A 16,680-nucleotide genomic window follows, 5' to 3' on the forward strand; every position below is an offset into this window, starting at 1 on the left:
GTTGTACGGACAGGATTTATCGTCATTCCGAACTGGTACGCGGGGAACTTGTGCACTGCAGCACGCGTTATTCGCGTGACTGCCACGTTTACTCCAAGACACCAGATCCTGGCGCCAGTCGGGACCATCGGGCGCGGAGCAATTCTGCTGGCGAACTGGAGGCGCGAGCATGAAGCACGATGCTGATGACAGGCATCTGCGGGATTTCCCGCAGGACGAAGAAGTGTTTCACACGGCGCTCGGGCATCCCTTGCCGGGCATATTCGAGCCCCGTCTTGACCGCCATCTGGCCATGGTCGGTTGCTTCCGCCCCCGCCAGTGCGGGATCGCCACTTTTACCGCCGATAGCTATGATCACCTGCTGGCCGCAGTGCCGGGCATGAAGGTCGATATTTATGCCATGCGCTCGGCTCCCGACCAGCCGGGTGACGCGGCTATGGCCATGGCCATCGACGAGCAGGATCGTGCCACTTACCGAACTGCGGCCGATGCGATCAATCGCAGCGGTGCAGCGGCGGTCTGGCTGCAGCACGAATTCGGCATTTTCGGCGGCGAGGCCGGCGACCTGGTGCTCGACCTGGTGGATCGTGTGGCCGCGCCCTTGATCGTCACCTTCCATACGATCCTCGCCCAGCCAAGCGCGCCGCAGCGCCGGGTGGTGAAGCGCCTGGTCGCCCGCGCCTCGCGGCTGGTGGTGATGAGCGGTTTCGGGCGCGATACCCTGGTCAGCGTTTATGGGGCCGATCCTGCCCGCATCGCCCTGATCGAGCATGGGACGCCCGACCGGCCATATGTGGAACGCTCGCCGTTGCGGGACGGGCTCGGAATCGGCAACCGGCCGGTGCTATCCACCTTCGGGCTGATCGGACAGGGCAAGGGGCTGGAGGCAGCCATCCGCGCCCTGCCGGCAGTCGCTGAACGCCACCCGGATGTGCTCTACCGCATTGTCGGAGCGACCCATCCCAATCTGATCGCGCATGAAGGCGAAGCCTATCGCCGGAGCCTGGAAGACCTGGCGGAAAGCCTGGGCGTGGCTGGCAACATTGCCTGGGAGAACCGCTTCCTCGACCTGCCCGAACTGCTCGACCAGATCGAACTTTGCGACATCTACCTCGCGCCGTATCCCAATCTGGCCCAGATCACCTCTGGCACCCTCGCCTATGCCGTTGCCTTGGGCCGGGCGGTGGTGTCCACGCCGTTCGTCCACGCGCGCGAATTGCTGGCCGATGGGGTGGGCGTGCTCCTGCCCGATACCGACAGCCAGGCGATTGCAGACGCAGTGCTGAAACTGCTGGCCGATCCTGGCGAGTTGTCGGCTCTACGCCGACGGGCCTACCAGCGGGGCCGCCAGACCGCCTGGCCCACGGTGGCAGGCGAGTTTGCGCGGGTGCTGCGCGCAGCGGTCGGCGATGGCCGGCCTGTCCCCGCCACCCGCGCTGCGCCGCCGCTTCACGCGGTGCGGGCAATGAGCGACGCAGTGGGCATGCTGCAGCACGCCTGTGGCATCGTGCCCGACAGGGCGCACGGCTACTGCATCGATGACAACGCGCGGGCCCTGATGCTGGAGGTGGCCCTCGGTTCCAGCCGTCACAGCCCGAATCATGGCCTGTCCTACGCCAGCTTTGTCCAGCACGCATGGAACCCGGACAAGCGCCGCTTCCGCAATTTCATGGGCTATGACCGCCGATGGCTTGAAGACGAAGGGTCCGAAGACAGCAACGGCCGCGCGCTTTGGGCACTGGGCTGGTGCGCTGGCCGGGCTTCATCTCCCGATCTGGCGGTGTGGGCGCTAGGCTGGTTTGACAGGACCCGCTTCATGGCGGCGGAATTCACCAGTCCGCGATCGATCGCTTTCGCGATGCTCGGCGCGGCCGAGGTGCTTACCCGTCACTCGGGCAATGATGGCGCTCGCGCGATGTTGGCCGACGGATCTGACGCTTTGCTGGGCTGTTGGCACGCATCGTCCACAGAGGGCTGGCAATGGTTCGAAGCAGGCCTGGCCTATGACAACGCCCGCTTGCCGCAAGCCCTGATCCGGGTCGGCGAAGTGCTCGGCAAACCCGACTACACCCGAACAGGCCTAGCTGGGCTCGATTGGCTATGCCGCCAGCAGACCGGCTCGCGCGGCCAGTTCAGGCCAGTGGGTTCCGAAGGCTTTGCCCTGGCAGGCGAGACCTTGCCGTTCGACCAGCAACCGCTGGAAGCATGGGCCACCATCGATGCCTGCGGTGCCGCATTCCGGGCGACCGAAGATGCCGTATGGAGCAGCCGGGCCGAAAGCGCCTGGCGCTGGTTCCATGGCGACAACGACCGCAGTCTAGCGCTGGTCGATGGAGCCACAGGGCTGTGCCGCGATGGCCTTACCCCGCACGGCGTCAACGCCAATACGGGCGCGGAATCGCTGCTGGCATTTCACCTTGCCTATGTCGAAATGAACGCCCTATTCTGGCCCCGAGGGATAGTTGGGGGCAGTGTCGGGGGCATTTCAGGAAAGGCCAGTTTCACCGATGCAGCTTTGCAGACCCGACCATTCACCCCTGCGATTGCTGGACGAGAAGCTGCGGGCCGATCCATCAAGGGTGGTGCTGCGGCCATTCCACCTGGCTTGGCAGGAGAGCGTGGCCGAGATGTCCCGCGCACAGCAGCTGGTCGCCGATATTTCGGCTCTGAGCGAGGATGATGCTGAGGCAGAGCTTGGACTGATCTGCAAGGATTTTGCCGATCGCCATTGGCAGATCGAGCGGATATTCGAAGCGCGCTTTGCGGAAATCGTCGAAGATACGGGCATTGATCCGTCCGGTTTTTCGCCTGCCAAGCAGCAGCTTGTGGGCGCATATTTTTGCCATGAGTATTCCTATGCCGCTGCCGCGCTGATGAACCCCAGCGTGGTGCCACATCCGGACCAGAGCGGCATCGGCCCGCAGATGCGCTTCCTCATGTCGATGCGCGCGGTGGGTGAGGGGCACATCAGTTCGGTCGCTTTTCGCGAGGGTTTCATTGGGCCGGACGGCGATCTCAAGTTGTGGCCCCAGTCCGGTCCGGCCATGGCTGCCGTGGCGGACGACCGCCACCACCTCGGCCCTGACGATGCGGTCATGGTCCATCGCAATCCCGACAGTGCGATCTCCAGCACGGTACTGTTCCCGGTGACCGAAGCCCAGCGCAACGGGCTGGAAGACCTGCGGTTGGTCCAGTTTACCGATGATGACGGCTCGACCGAATTTATCGGCACCTATACCGCCTATTCAGGCCATGCGATCCGGTCGGAATTGCTGCGTACGCGAGACTTCAACAGCTTTTCGCTGGAGCCGTTGAAAGGTCGCGCCGCACGGAACAAGGGCATGGCGCTGTTCCCGCGCAAGGTGGGGGGGAAATACATGATGGTGGCCCGGCAAGACGGCAAGAACGTCACCCTGCTGTCGTCCGATGATCTCACCCATTGGGACGACGAGGGCGAGCCGCTGCTGCGTCCGCGCTTCCCGTGGGAGCTCGTGCAGATGGGCAATTGCGGCAGTCCGATAGAATGCGACGAGGGATGGATTTTGCTCACCCACGGAGTGGGAGCCATGCGCAAGTACAGCCTTGGTGCCGCCCTGCTTGACCGCGATGATCCCTCGAAAGTGCTGGGGCGCACTGTTTGCCCGATCCTGGCCGCTGCTGACAGCGACCGGGAGGGCTATGTCCCGAATGTGGTCTATACCTGCGGGGCAATGCTAGTCAGGGACGAACTGTTCATCCCTTACGGCATTTCCGACAGCGCCATCGGCTTTGCCACGACCCGGGTGGAGGACCTGCTGCGCCAGATGGTGTGAGCGGCCTCAGGGGGCCGAAACAATGTCCGGCGTGTTTGCCAGGACCGCCAGCACGATTACCGTGGCGCACAAGTTGCCATATTCGTCCACCGCCTCGATCCGGAAGCCGTCGCGATTACAGACGAGATCGGGCTGGTCGCTTAGCAGATCGGCTCCAAACCGCACCGCTTCCCGACGCGCGGCTTCAGCATCGGGCAGTTCGAGGCCCTGGTCGTCAAGTTCGTCGCCACCGTCCCTGGTGTTGAAAAAGTACCGGGGCATGGACCAATCTCCTTCGTGCAACAGGCTCTTACCCGCCAGCACCGCTGTGCAGGTAACGAGGGGAAAAGCCTGCAATCCGATGGAGGCAGGCAATATCGGCGATCCGCACGCGGCGGCCGTGGCGTGACAGGGCACCGCGTTCGACCAGAGTCTTGACCGTGCGGTTGATATGCACCGGGGTAAGGCCAAGGAGATCGGCCAGCTGCTCCTGGGTCATCGGGATCTCGATCGCTTCGTCCAGGCCGCGCACGGTAAGGCGCATGCGATAGTCGAATTCGCAAAGGAAATGGGCCAGGCGCTCAAGCGCGTTGCGCCGACCGATGTTGAGTTGCCACTCCCGCCCGATTGAGGCTTCCACCAGGATATCGACCAGAACTGACCGTGCGATGTTCGACCGCGCCGCAACGAGTTGTTCCAGCGCGGCGAGTGGGAGGACAGCCAGATCGACCGCGGTCAGGGCCTGCAGGCTGTGATCGGCGGTCGCAAGATAGAGCGACTGGAAATCGAGCGGGTCGCCGGGCAGCTTGACCGAAACGATCTGCCGCCCGCCGTCCGCCACATGCTTTTGTCGAAAGGCGATGCCCGACAGCAGGATGGGGCACTGGGTAGCCTGGTCCCCCTCGCGCAGGATGTAGTCATTGGGGGAAAGGCGCCTCATCTGGTGCGGCAACGAAGCCAACAGACGCTGGTCCTCGGTCGTCAGCATGGAATGACTGCGCAACTTGCGCAGGAAGATGTCGAACACGGATGGATTGTCCGCCCGTGCATATTCCACTTTCCGCACACTTGTAAGGTTCGATCCGTTCATAACTACCCACTTTTCGCCCCGCGAATTGGCCGAGCGATTGGGCTGCAAGCCGCGCTGGCGAACTATCAACGGTGTCAGTCGACGCCGGTTCCTGTTCGAACAGTGCGAGAGAATGCAACCCAGGCTTCGTGCGGCGGCGCAAGACATGCGGCAAAGGTGACCGGCTGTTCGTTCCGTCGCGGCTGCAGCACATACTGCCGTGTGTAGCGGACCAATATCGATGGGCCGCCCGTTTCAATCTCGAGACACCGATACTGATCTAGCCAGGGGAGCGAGAACTTAATCCATGTGAGTGCCGGTCGGAGGGCAGATGCCGATGTGTGCCAACTTATCGAAAGGTCCTCATGCCGCTCCAAGACATCCTTACCCACTTGCTGGACCCCTCCGAGCGCACACGATGGGACGCTGCACTTGCCCGTAATGCCCGAGATGTGCCCAAGGGAATGGACATGGCGCGCGAAGGGGAAGAGCCGCAGGCGCTGCGCGTCATGCTGTCGGGCTGGGCAATGAGATACACACAATTGCCCGACGGGCGTCGCCAGATCGTGGGACTTTGCCTGCCGGGCGACCTGTGCGATCTTGATCTCTTTACCGTCATGCGGTCGGACCATTCGTTGGCGACGGTGCGTCGCTCGACAATTGCCGAACTGGGGCTTGGCGAACTGCGGGAAGTCATGGCCGCCTGCCCGGGTCTGTCACAGGCCCTTTGCCGGAGCGAGATCGTCTCAAGTGCCATCCAGCGTGAATGGCTGACCAGCCTTGGACAGCGTAGCGCGATCGAACGGGTTGCCCACCTTTTCTGCGAACTGTTCGTGCGCCAGCGGGGTCATTGGCCCATCGAGGCGGGGCGCAGCAGATCCTGCGACTTTTTCCTCACCCAGTCGCAAATCGCCGAGGTGACCGGATTGACGCAGGTCCATGTCAACCGGACGGTCCAGCAGTTGCGGCAATCGCACGGCGTGGAACTGCGCCAGCTGCGGCTCGATATTCCCGATTTCGCAGCACTCGCGCGAAGGGCAGCTTTCTCTCCCCAGTATCTTCACCTGGCCGAGGCTGGGCCGATGACGGCAATGGCAGAGGTGCTGTTTCGATCTGCCCACCCGCCGTTCCGGGAGGCGTGGCTTTCCGCCATGTTCGAAGGGCGACAACCGAGCCCCGCAACCTGAATAGGCAACGCCGTGAGAGGGTTAGTGTTGTCGCATCCCGGGACTGACAGTTCGCAGTCAGGCATGGGCCACCTCCTTCGAACGCTTGTGCGCACCTTTAGCCAGCGCGGGCTTTAGGACGATCTTGGTGTAATCGTTCTGCTGGTCGTGCCAGTGGCGATACATCTCGGCAGCATCTTCCAGCGAGGCGTGGTGCGAAATCATCGAAGTCGTGTCGAACTTGCCTTCCTGGATCATCGTGAGCAGGTCGGCGGTAAAGGCTTGGACGTGGGTCTGGCCGCTTTTGACCGTTAGGCCCTTTTCCATCAGCGCGCCGAGGGGAAACTTGTCGGCAAAACCGCCGTAAACTCCGGGAATCGACAGGCGACCGCCCTTGCGGCAGGCGAGGATGGCTTGCCGCAGGGCATGGGGCCGCTCGGTGGTCAGGAACAGCTTGGCCTTGGCATGGTCGAGCAGATTGTCAGACGACAGGCCGTGGCTTTCCATTCCCACGCAATCGATGCAGGCATCGGGACCGATCCCGCCTGTCATCTCGTCCAGCGCTTCCCGTACATCGACCTGGGTGTAGTCGAGCACTTCGGCGCCCATGTTGCGAGCAAGGTCCAGCCGGGCGGGATAGTGATCGATCGCGATTACCCGTTCCGCGCCCAGCAGCAGCGCCGATTGCACGGTGAACAGGCCAACCGGACCGCAGCCCCAGATGGCCACGGTATCGCCCGGCTCGATGTCCGCATTGACTGCCGCCTGCCAGCCTGTGGGCAGGATATCGGACAGGAACAATACGTCGTCGTCGGGCATGTCGTCCGGGATCACCACCGGGCCGACATCGGAATAGGGCACGCGGACATATTCCGCCTGTCCCCCGGCATAGCCGCCTGTCAGGTGGGCATAGCCGAATGCCGAACCCATGGCCTGGCCCATCATGGTCTTGGTCGCCTCGCGGGTTTCGACAGGGTTGGCATTGTCGCAGGCGCTGAAGAGATCGCGCTCGCAGAAAAAGCATTGACCGCAGCTGATGGTGAACGGCACTACCACGCGCTGGCCCTTCTTCAGGCTGGACTTGGGGCCGGTCTCGACCACTTCGCCCATGAATTCATGGCCCACGATGTCGCCTGCACGCATACCGGGAATGTAGCCGTCATAGAGGTGGAGGTCCGAGCCACAGATTGCGGTTGAAGTGATGCGCAGGATGGCGTCGCGCGGGTTGACGATTTCGGGGTCGGGAACGGTCTCGGTGCTGATATTGTGACGTCCCTGCCAGGTTACGGCGCGCATTGGAGGTTCTCCTCGGATTGGGGTCTGATCAGATATGGGGCTTGGTGGGATCTTCGGACTTGCGGGCCGAGGGTGAGGCATTGGTCGTGACTTCGCCTGTTTCCAGCAACTGCTTGAACCGGTGCAAGTCACGGCGGGCCTGCACCTCGGGTTCGCGCTGGAGCAGTTTGGCAGTGGCGCGGCCGACAGCGCCAGCCGGCGGGTTATAGGCCAGCACCAGGCTGACATATGTCCCGCGATTGCCCGGGGCATCCTCGAAGCGGATCATGCCGCTGTTGTCGATATCCGAGCCATCCTCGCTCTGCCAGTAAATCGCCCGGCCGGGATCGGTCTTGGTGATGCGGCTCACAAGGGTGACTTCGCGGCCGAGCGGTGCCTTGATGATCCATTTCGAGCGGTCATTGCCGAGCGTTTCGACGGCCACGACGTTCTCCATGAATTCGGGGAATCGCTCGACTTTCCAGGCATCGAACACGTCCTGACGCGGGCGATTAACCAGCACGGCCTTGCCGAATACTGCGCGATCAGACCGGCGCTTCAGGGTCCAGTGTGGAGCGTCGGTCTCAGTGTCGTCGCGGCGCCGTTGGGCGAGGACCCTGGCTAGCCCAGCGCCAGCGATCACAAGCCCGGCTCCTGCAGCGATGAGGGTGAGCAACGAGGTGCCGCGATTATGGCCTGGGCGGCCGAATGACGAGTGCATGGTCGAATCTCCTCTCTGGCCAATCGACGCCCCTGCCCACCCTTCGTTCCAGCGTTGGTGCTTGCACGATCCCGGCTTGGCCGAAGCGTTGCTGGCTTGCGCCAGCCGGTCGCAAGTCCGGTCAGATTGAGAAAGTGGACTTGGGGATATGGGTGATCCGGCAGGCAAGGTCCGCCTCGCCCGATGCCACCACAAAGTAGTCGCCCGCATCGACCATGCCCGTGGTGAACACCACGTCGCGGACATACATCTGATCTTCCAGCGGGCGGGTCAGGTCCGGGGCAGCTTCGAGGAGAGGCTGATGCTCGGTATGGATCACCTTCGATGGATCGGTACGGTCGAGCAGTGACCAGTAGGTGCGATAGATGCCGACAACTTCCTTCGGTTCCACTCCGTGCCACAGGGTCAGCCAGCCATCATCGGTCAGGATGGGCGGTGTACCGCCACCCATCCGCGCCGTGGCAACCGTGTTGACATGGGCGCGGATGCCGGGCCTCGCGCAAGGCTTCCAGTGCAGCGCGTCGGGCGACGAGGCGAGATTGATCGAAGGCCCGGCGCGCCAGTCGGACCCGGGCGGGTAGGCAAAGTAGAGATCGCCCAGGGGCCGGGTCTGGGCCCAGTAATGCCCGTCGATCAGGCCTTCGAAGATCAGCATGTCCTTGTTCTGGTGGTCCAGCACCATATCCACCAGGTGCCAGTCGAGACCATTGTAGGAGGCATAGAGGACAGTCGAATGGCGTTCGGGGCTGACTGAACAGGTGGTCATCAGCCAGCGGTCTTCCACCTTGCTGATCCGCGCATCCTCCACCCCGTACATCTGGAAATCGGCCTGGGGGGAAATAGCGCAATCGTAGTGCACCTCTACAACTTCGAGTCCGTCAGGCGACAGTTCCACCGGCAGCAGCCATGACAATGACGTGAGCGCCACGGCGCTCCATGCACCGCTGCGGACCAGGAACTTGCGCGGATCGGACATATCGCACTGCTCGATCGGCCAAGCATCGACGACGTAGCCGCCATCGCTCCAGCGGATCGCGTGGACGTGGCCATCTGTAACCGGATACCGCAGCGCCTCGGCGATCCGCACCATCATCAACAGGTTGCCGTTGGGAAGGCGTGTGAGGCCGGGATTGAAGGCCCCCAGCACATAGGTTTCGGCAGCAAAGTGCCCGTCCAGCGGTGAGCGTGTCCGATCGACGTCGGCGGGGCCGAAAACCAGGTGGTCAACCGGACAAGGCATGGTGTGGCATGTTCCCGCACGAGTAAATGCCGCCAAGGCGGCGCATTTCAAATGAACGGCGAGTGTCGCAATCGGGTTCCTAACGCGCCGCCCATGAAGACCGCAGTGCCGGCGCAAGTGCTTCTGCGCGCTCGGAAAGTTGATCTGGGATATATTCCCGGCACAAATCTTGTCCTTTTGCATTCCATGTTATTGACTGGCGTCATCCCCGCCCGCAGGCGGAAGGTTGCTGTGGTTGCCGCATCGGACGGAAGAGGTGTGTAGTGGCTGATTCCCAAGCCAGTTTCGGGCCCGCGCCTTCATTCCTGCGCACTGCTGGAGAGATGGGCTGGCGCATTGCGGAGCATGACTGGACCCGCACTTCGCTGGGCCCCATATCCCAGTGGCCGGAAAGCCTGTGCGCGATCACCGCATTTCTGGTGAATTCTCCCGTCCCGCTGGTGATGCTGTGGGGCGAGGAAGGCACGATGATCTACAACGATGCCTACTCGGCATTCGCCGGACACCGCCATCCACGCATTTTCGGCCTGCCTGTGCTGGAGGCATGGCCCGAAGTAGCCGATTTCAACGCCAATGTGATGAAGGTCGGCCTGGCCGGCGGCACCCTGGCCTACAAGGACCACCTGCTGCAGTTGAACCGCACCGGACAGCTTGAAGATGCCTGGCTCAATCTCGACTACTCCCCGGTGTTTGATGACCATGGCAATCCGGCCGGGGTCATGGCCATCGTGGTGGAGACGACCGACACGGTGCGCGCCAACATGGCCTTGCGCGAAAGCGAGGCGCGGCTGCGCTTCCTTGACCGGCTGGGCCGGGCAACTGCTGCCAGCCGCGATGCCGATGCGATCATGGCGGCAACCACGCGGCTGACCGCGCAGCAACTGGGCGTAGCGATCTGCGCCTATGCCGACATGGACGAGGATGGTGACGGCTTCACCATTCGCGGCGACTGGACCGACGAGCAATCGGCCTCGATCATCGGCCACTACAGCCTGGCCGAATTTGGCGAAACGGCGGTGCGCAAGCTCAACGCGGGCCTGCCGCTGGTGGTCAACGACAATCGCGCCGAACTGTCTCCCGCCGCAGCCGAAGCATTCCGCCGCATCGGGATCGGCTCCACCGTCTGCATGCCGCTGGTCAAGCAGGGGCGGCTTCTGGCCCTGATGGCGATCCATCACCGCAAGGCGCACCACTGGACCGAAACCGAGATTGCCACCATCCGCGAAGTGACCGAGCGCAGCTGGGCCCATATCGAGCGCGTCCGGACCGAGGCAGAATTGCGCGCTACCGCGATCAGGCTGCGTGACCTCAACGAGACGCTGGAAATGCGGGTCGAGGAACGCTCGGCCGCGCTGGAACGCACGCAAACGCTGTTCCGCCTGCTGGTGCAGGGTGTGACCGACTATGCGATCTATGTGATCGACGAACAGGGGCACATCACCAGCTGGAACGCCGGCGCCGAACGGATCAAGGGCTATACGCCGGCCGAGGCGCTGGGTCGGCACTTCTCGCAATTCTATCTTGAGGAAGACCGCGCAGCGGGCGAACCGCAGCGCGCGCTCGATGCCGCCCGGCGCGAGGGGCGGCACGCCACCGAGGGATGGAGGTTGCGCAAGGACGGCTCGCGTTTCCATGCCAGCGTTGTGATCGACGCCATCAAGGACGAGGATGGCAACCTGCTCGGCTTTGCCAAGATCACCCGCGATATCACCGAGCGGGAGGAAGCTGCGCGCGAACTGGAACTGGCACGCGAGGCGCTGTTCCAGGCGCAGAAGATGGAAGCCATTGGCCAGTTGACTGGCGGTATAGCACACGATTTCAACAACCTGCTCACCGCCATCCGCAGCGGACTGGAACTGCTCTCCAAGCGCGAAATGGCGAACAGCCAGTCGGCCGGTCTGATCGCCAACTGCCAGCGCGCGGTCAGCCGCGGTGCGGCGCTGATCCAGCGGATGCTGGCCTTTGCCCGGCGGCAGGAACTGGCCACCGAAGTCATCCCTGTCGCCTCGCTGGTTACCGACATGATGGAATTGCTCAGGAGCTCACTGGGGCCGGGCGTCAGGATAGAGATGCGGCTGCCCGATAACCTGCCGCCCGCTCTGGGAGACAAGAACCAGCTCGAAATGGCGTTGCTCAACCTGGCCGTGAACGCCCGCGATGCCATGCCAGATGGCGGACTTATCGTGATCGAGGCAACGGATGAGACTGTCCCGGCAAATGACGACTGCGGCCTGGCACCCGGCCATTATGTTTGCCTGTCGGTTACTGATTCTGGCAAGGGCATGGACGCAGAAACCCTGGCCCGCGCCACCGATCCGTTCTTCACCACCAAGGGCGTAGGGAAGGGCACTGGCCTGGGCCTGTCGATGGTCCACGGCCTCGCCCAGCAGGTCGGCGGGCGGCTGAGCCTCAAGAGCACACCGGGCGAGGGCACGCGGGCCGAGATATGGCTGCCGGTAGCCACGGCTGGACCAGTCGAGGCCGCCGACATTCCTGCCTCGCCCCATGCGACTGCCGTTGTCGGCGGTCGCCGCATCCTGGTGGTGGACGACGACGTGATCATCCTGATGAACACTGTCGCCATGTTGGAGGACCTTGGTCACGTGGCATTGGAGGCTGGTTCGGGCGAGGATGCACTCCGGCTGCTGGAGCAGGGGGAGCGGTTCGACCTGCTGATCACCGACGAGGCCATGCCCGGCATGAAAGGCAGCGAACTGGTGGCTGCAGCACGCGGGATCGACCCGCAGTTGCCGGTGATCGTCGCCACCGGCTATGGCGAAACACCTGGCGCACTGGGTGGCACTGTGCAGCGGCTGGGCAAGCCGTTCGGGCAGGACGAACTGCGCCGCGCAGTTGATGGGGCGGGCGTGCGCTAGAGCCGCGATTCCGTGCGTGGAACCGTCGCGCCGTTCAATCGTCATGTCCCTGATTTTCATAAACGATTGCGAGAGGATTGCATGCCGCCGGGGCTGGTTCAGGTGGATGACGACGTGCCCGGCATTACCCGCCGTCGTGTGGGCCGGGGCTGGGCCTACTATCGTGCCGATGGCGAACGGATAACCGACCGGGACGAGATCGACCGCCTCAACGCTGTTGCCCTGCCGCCCGCCTATGTCGAGGCGTGGTTTTGCCCTAGCCCCGATGGTCACATCCTCGCCCGCGGGCTCGATGCGCGGGGTCGGCGGCAGTATCGCTATCATCCCGATTTCCGTGCCGAGAGCGAGGCGCGCAAGTTCGCCCTGTGCGGCAGCTTTGGCGCTGCCTTGCCCAAGCTGCGGCGGCAGGTGGTCGAGGACTTGGCCAAACGCGGGCTTGCGCACGACACGGTGACCGCCGCCGCCGTCCGCCTCCTCGATCGCGCGGCCATTCGCGTGGGGAATGAATGCTATGCAAAGGCCAACCGCTCCTACGGCGCGACCACCCTGCGCCAGCGCCACGCCGAGGTTTCGGGCAAGGCGCTGCGCATCGCCTTCAAGGCCAAGTCGGGCAAGGACAAGGAGGTCGAAGTGACCGATGCCTCGCTTGCCCGGCTGGTCCGGCGGCTGGGCGACCTGCCGGGCCAGCACCTGTTCCAGTACATCGACGGTGACCAGCGCTGCCCCGTCACCTCCAGCGATGTGAACCGCTATATCCAGGCCGCCATGGGCGAGGAGTTTACCGCCAAGCATTTCCGCACATGGGCAGGCAGCGTCAAGGCGTTCGAACTGCTCGCCAGCGCCAAGGCGGACCTGCGGCTCAATGCCATGGCGGAGGAGGTAGCGGAGTTTCTGGGCAATACCCCGACCATCGCCAAGGCGAGCTATATCCACCCTGCCGTGCTCGGCCTGGCGCGCGGCGCGCAGGACGGCTCGCAGGCCGAATGGCGCGCCGGGCTGAAGCTGCCGCGCCGCACGAAGTATCTCGACCGCCATGAGCGCGGCCTGATCGCCTTCCTAGCAGCAGAGGAACGCAAGCCCGCTTCATGAATTTTTCTCCTGAACAGGAGGATCGATCATGGCCGCACGCGCATATTGGAAAGGGCAGATCCGGCTGGCGCTGGTTTCGATCCCGGTGGAAATCTATCCCGCCACCAAGAGCGGCAATGCCATCAGCTTCCGCCAGATTCATGAACCCAGCGGCAAGCCGATCAAGTACGAGAAGGTGGTGCCCGGCATCGGCCCCATCGACCGGGAAGATATCGTCAAGGGCTACGAGCTTTCGAAGGGCAATTTCGTCCTGCTTGACCAGGAGGAAATCGAGGCGGTCAAGCTGGAGAGCAAGCACACGCTGGAGCTAGTCCAGTTCGTTGACGCAGGCGACATCGACATCCTCTATTACGAGAAGCCCTATTACGTAGTCCCGGCCGACGACTTGGCCGAAGAAGCCTATATCGTGTTGCGGGAAGCCCTGCGCAAATCGAAGAAAGTGGGGCTGGGGCAGCTTTCGCTGCGCGGGCAGGAACAGCTTGTCGGGCTGCGCCCTTGCGGCAAGGGGCTGGTGCTGGAACAGTTGCGCTACGCCGACGAGGTGAACAAGGCAGCCGGATATTTCAGCGATATCGGCAGCGACAAGCCCGATGCCGAACTGCTCGATCTGGCTGAAACACTGATCGAGAAGAAGGCGGGCAAGTTCGATGCATCGGACTATCACAACAACTACGTCGATGCGCTGAAGCGGGTTATCGACAAGAAGGCCAAGGCCAAGGGCAAGCGCGTGCTGGAGGATGTCGAAGAGCCGGGTGAAGCGAGCGGCAAGTCCAATGTGATCGATCTGATGGCAGCGCTGAAAGCTTCGGTCGATGGGAAGAAGCCGGCGGCCAAAAAGGCCCCGGCGAAAAAGCCCGCCGCCAAGAAGGCGCCGGCCAAAAAGCGCGCCTGACATGGCGAAGAAAGCCGATCCCCTTGCCCAGTACAACGCCAAGCGCGATTTCACCGCTACGGCGGAACCGGCGGGTAAGGAGGAGCAGGGCAAGGGCGACCGGTTCATCGTCCAGAAGCACGACGCCACGCGGCTGCACTGGGATTTCCGAATTGAGGTAGACGGCGTGCTGAAAAGCTGGGCGGTCACCAAGGGACCGAGCGCGGACCCGGCGGACAAGCGGCTGGCGGTGCGGACCGAAGACCACCCGATGGCCTATGCCGAATTCGAGGGCGCAATCCCCAAGGGCGAGTATGGCGGCGGCACGGTGATGCTGTGGGATCGCGGCACATGGGCTCCGATCCCGGGCAAAAGCGCAAAAGACATCGACGAGGGCCACCTGCACTTCACCCTGCAGGGCGAGCGGATGAATGGCGAGTGGCTGCTTGTACGAATGAAGCCGCGCGGCAACGAGAAGCGCGAGAACTGGCTGCTGCGCAAGATCGATGACGAGCACGCCGGTGGGAGTGACGATCTGATTGGCCGCCACCTGCCCAGTGTCCTGACCGGCCGCTCGATGGCCGAGATTGCGGCCGACCAGGGCGGCGACCAGTCGCTCAAGGGCGTTAAAGGCGCAGCGTTCGACGGAAAGATGCAGGCTGCGGCAGAGCACAACAGCAAGGTCGCGAAGAAGCGCAAGACCGGGGGCAAGCCGCCAGAATTTCGCCCGCTGCAGTTCGCCACGCTGGTTGATGCGGTGCCCACGGGCAACGAATGGCTGCACGAGATCAAATACGATGGCTACCGCGCGCTGATATCGGTGGCTGGTGGCAAGGTGCGGGTGTTTACCCGCAGCGGCCTCGACTGGACCAGCAAGTTCGCGCCGCTTGCTGCCGAGATTGCTGCGCTCGACCTGCCAAGTGCCCTGATCGACGGCGAGATCGTTGCGACAGACAAGCACGGCAATCCCGATTTCTCCTCGCTCCAGGCGGTATTGAAACGGGGCCACGGCGAGCAGGGAAGTACGAGGCTGCAATTCTTCGCCTTCGATCTGCTGGAACAAGATGGAGAAAAGCTCGACAAGCTGGGCAACCTTGAACGCAAGGAGCGGCTGGAAGCCTTGCTCAAGGATGCGGCGGGAGCCGTGGCCGTGTCGGACCATGTGATCGGCGCGGGCGAGAAACTCTACCGGGCTATGTGCGATGCCGGGCAGGAAGGGATCATCTCCAAGCGGGCCGATGCGGCCTATCTCGGCAAGCGGACGCAGAACTGGGTGAAAGTCAAATGCACCCGGCGGCAGGAATTCGTCATTGTCGGCTGGAAGGAAAGCTCGGCCAAGGCGCGGCCGTTCGCCTCGCTGTTGCTTGCCCAGTTCGAGGATGGCGAACTCGCCTATAAAGGCAATGTCGGCACCGGCTTCGATGATGATACGCTGGCCATGCTGGCAAAGAAGTTCGCCCGACTGGAACGCAAGACCGCGCCGGTCGAAGTGCACAAGGTGGCGGCGCGCAAGGTCCACTGGCTGACGCCGGAACTGGTGGCGGAGATCGGCTTTGCGGAATTCACTGCCGGCGGTTCGGTCCGCCACGCCAGCTTCATCGGCTTGCGGGGCGACAAGCCAGCCAGCGAGGTGACGCCCGAAGTGCGCAAGGCCGCTCCGAAACCCGCGCAATCGGCGGTCAGGATCAGCAGCCGCGAGCGGGTGATTTTTCCCGAAGCCAAGGCGACCAAGGGCGACCTGGCCGACTACTACGTTGCAGTGGCCCCGATCCTGCTGCCGCATCTCGCCCGCCGCCCGCTCAGCCTGGTGCGTTGTCCGCAGGGGCGGGCGAAGAAGTGCTTTTTCCAGAAGCACGATTCCGGATCGTTCGGCGAAGAGGTCCATCATGTTCCGATCACCGAGAAGGACGGCGGCACCGAGGATTATCTTTACGTGGACAGTGCCGATGGCGTGCTGGCCTGCGTCCAGATGGGGACTATCGAATTGCACGGCTGGGGCTGCCACGTGGACGATGTGGAACGCCCGGATCGCATGGTGTTCGACCTCGACCCTGACGAAGGTCTGGACTTCGGCGATGTGAAGAAGGCGGCGGCAGACCTGAAGGAGCACCTGGCCGACATTGGCCTTGTCAGCTTTGCCATGCTGTCGGGCGGCAAGGGGGTCCACGTGGTCGTGCCGCTTGATGCCGGCCACTCGTGGGATGCGCACAAGGATTTCTCCAAGCGCTTTGCCGAAGCCCTCAGCCTGGCCGAACCGGACCGCTTCGTTGCCACCATGAGCAAGGCCAAGCGCAAGGGGAAGATTTTCATCGACTACCTGCGCAACCAGCGCGGCAGCACGGCGATCCTGCCTTATGCCGCTCGCGCGCGGGAGAATGCGCCGGTGGCCGTGCCGATCGGCTGGGACGCCTTGGCCGATGTCGAAAGCGCCCACCGCTGGACCATTCGCGACGCAACGGAACTGCTGGATCGTGCGGCAAGCGCGGAACTGAAAGGCTGGGGCTTTGCCAGCCAGACCTTGCCCGAACTGTAGGCCGTGGCAAGCTTGCCTCTATAACCTGAGGCCCCTAGGCCAAGGTCGA

12 protein-coding genes are annotated in these 16,680 nt (G+C 63.3%); 7 read left to right on the forward strand and 5 right to left on the reverse strand.

The features are described from left to right. Positions 1 to 169: 169 nt before the first annotated feature. Positions 170 to 2,680, forward strand: coding sequence for a glycosyltransferase family 4 protein (locus tag M3P36_RS07030; protein ID WP_249702549.1), 2,511 nt, complete (start codon positions 170 to 172; stop codon positions 2,678 to 2,680). Beyond that, positions 2,628 to 3,812 carry a glycoside hydrolase family 130 protein gene (locus M3P36_RS07035; RefSeq protein ID WP_349630550.1) on the forward strand — a complete coding sequence of 395 codons (1,185 nt, stop codon included), beginning with the start codon at positions 2,628 to 2,630 and terminating at the stop codon, positions 3,810 to 3,812. Before M3P36_RS07030 ends, M3P36_RS07035 begins: the two co-directional genes overlap by 53 nt. A 6-nt stretch (positions 3,813 to 3,818) precedes the next feature. Here M3P36_RS07035 and M3P36_RS07040 read toward each other — a convergent pair whose 3' ends face one another. Together M3P36_RS07040 and M3P36_RS07045 are read right to left on the reverse strand one after the other, a co-directional pair. Continuing rightward, entirely contained in the window at positions 3,819 to 4,073 is a 255-nt protein-coding gene (locus tag M3P36_RS07040) for a DUF6894 family protein (protein ID WP_249702551.1), read from the reverse strand. A 28-nt stretch (positions 4,074 to 4,101) separates the two neighbouring features. After that, a complete protein-coding gene (locus M3P36_RS07045) occupies positions 4,102 to 4,818 on the reverse strand; it encodes a Crp/Fnr family transcriptional regulator (protein ID WP_249702552.1) in 717 nt (238 codons plus the stop codon). A gap of 494 nt (positions 4,819 to 5,312) precedes the next feature. On the opposite strand from M3P36_RS07045, the gene M3P36_RS07050 reads away from it, so the two are divergent. Continuing rightward, on the forward strand, positions 5,313 to 6,047 hold the full coding sequence (locus M3P36_RS07050; protein ID WP_249702553.1) for a Crp/Fnr family transcriptional regulator: 735 nt from the start codon (positions 5,313 to 5,315) through the stop codon (positions 6,045 to 6,047). A gap of 57 nt (positions 6,048 to 6,104) precedes the next feature. Here the strand turns inward: M3P36_RS07050 and M3P36_RS07055 are convergent, their stop codons facing one another. From M3P36_RS07055 to M3P36_RS07065, 3 genes are all read right to left on the reverse strand, one after another. Beyond that, the gene (locus M3P36_RS07055) at positions 6,105 to 7,322 is read right to left on the reverse strand and encodes a zinc-dependent alcohol dehydrogenase (protein WP_249702554.1); all 1,218 of its coding nucleotides are present in this window, start codon (positions 7,320 to 7,322) and stop codon (positions 6,105 to 6,107) included. Between the two features lie 28 nt (positions 7,323 to 7,350). Continuing rightward, positions 7,351 to 8,022 carry an SRPBCC family protein gene (locus tag M3P36_RS07060; protein ID WP_249702555.1) on the reverse strand — a complete coding sequence of 224 codons (672 nt, stop codon included), beginning with the start codon at positions 8,020 to 8,022 and terminating at the stop codon, positions 7,351 to 7,353. A 121-nt stretch (positions 8,023 to 8,143) separates the two neighbouring features. Continuing rightward, complete coding sequence (locus M3P36_RS07065; RefSeq protein ID WP_249702556.1) at positions 8,144 to 9,262, reverse strand: glycoside hydrolase family 130 protein; 1,119 nt, start codon at positions 9,260 to 9,262, stop codon at positions 8,144 to 8,146. A gap of 263 nt (positions 9,263 to 9,525) precedes the next feature. On the opposite strand from M3P36_RS07065, the gene M3P36_RS07070 reads away from it, so the two are divergent. The 4 genes from M3P36_RS07070 to ligD all read left to right on the forward strand — a co-directional run bounded on the left by M3P36_RS07070 (position 9,526) and on the right by ligD (position 16,631). Beyond that, a complete protein-coding gene (locus tag M3P36_RS07070; RefSeq protein WP_249702557.1) occupies positions 9,526 to 12,138 on the forward strand; it encodes a GAF domain-containing hybrid sensor histidine kinase/response regulator in 2,613 nt (870 codons plus the stop codon). A gap of 81 nt (positions 12,139 to 12,219) precedes the next feature. Continuing rightward, the gene (locus tag M3P36_RS07075; RefSeq protein ID WP_249702558.1) at positions 12,220 to 13,227 is read left to right on the forward strand and encodes a DNA topoisomerase IB; all 1,008 of its coding nucleotides are present in this window, start codon (positions 12,220 to 12,222) and stop codon (positions 13,225 to 13,227) included. Between the two features lie 28 nt (positions 13,228 to 13,255). Then, entirely contained in the window at positions 13,256 to 14,119 is an 864-nt protein-coding gene (gene ku, locus M3P36_RS07080; RefSeq protein ID WP_249702559.1) for a non-homologous end joining protein Ku, read from the forward strand. Between the two features lies 1 nt (position 14,120). Next, positions 14,121 to 16,631 carry a DNA ligase D gene (gene ligD / locus M3P36_RS07085; protein WP_249702560.1) on the forward strand — a complete coding sequence of 837 codons (2,511 nt, stop codon included), beginning with the start codon at positions 14,121 to 14,123 and terminating at the stop codon, positions 16,629 to 16,631. The last annotated feature ends 49 nt before the right edge of the window (positions 16,632 to 16,680 follow it).

Origin of the sequence: Altererythrobacter sp. KTW20L (assembly GCF_023501975.1) — a bacterium.
GTDB lineage: Bacteria > Pseudomonadota > Alphaproteobacteria > Sphingomonadales > Sphingomonadaceae > Alteraurantiacibacter.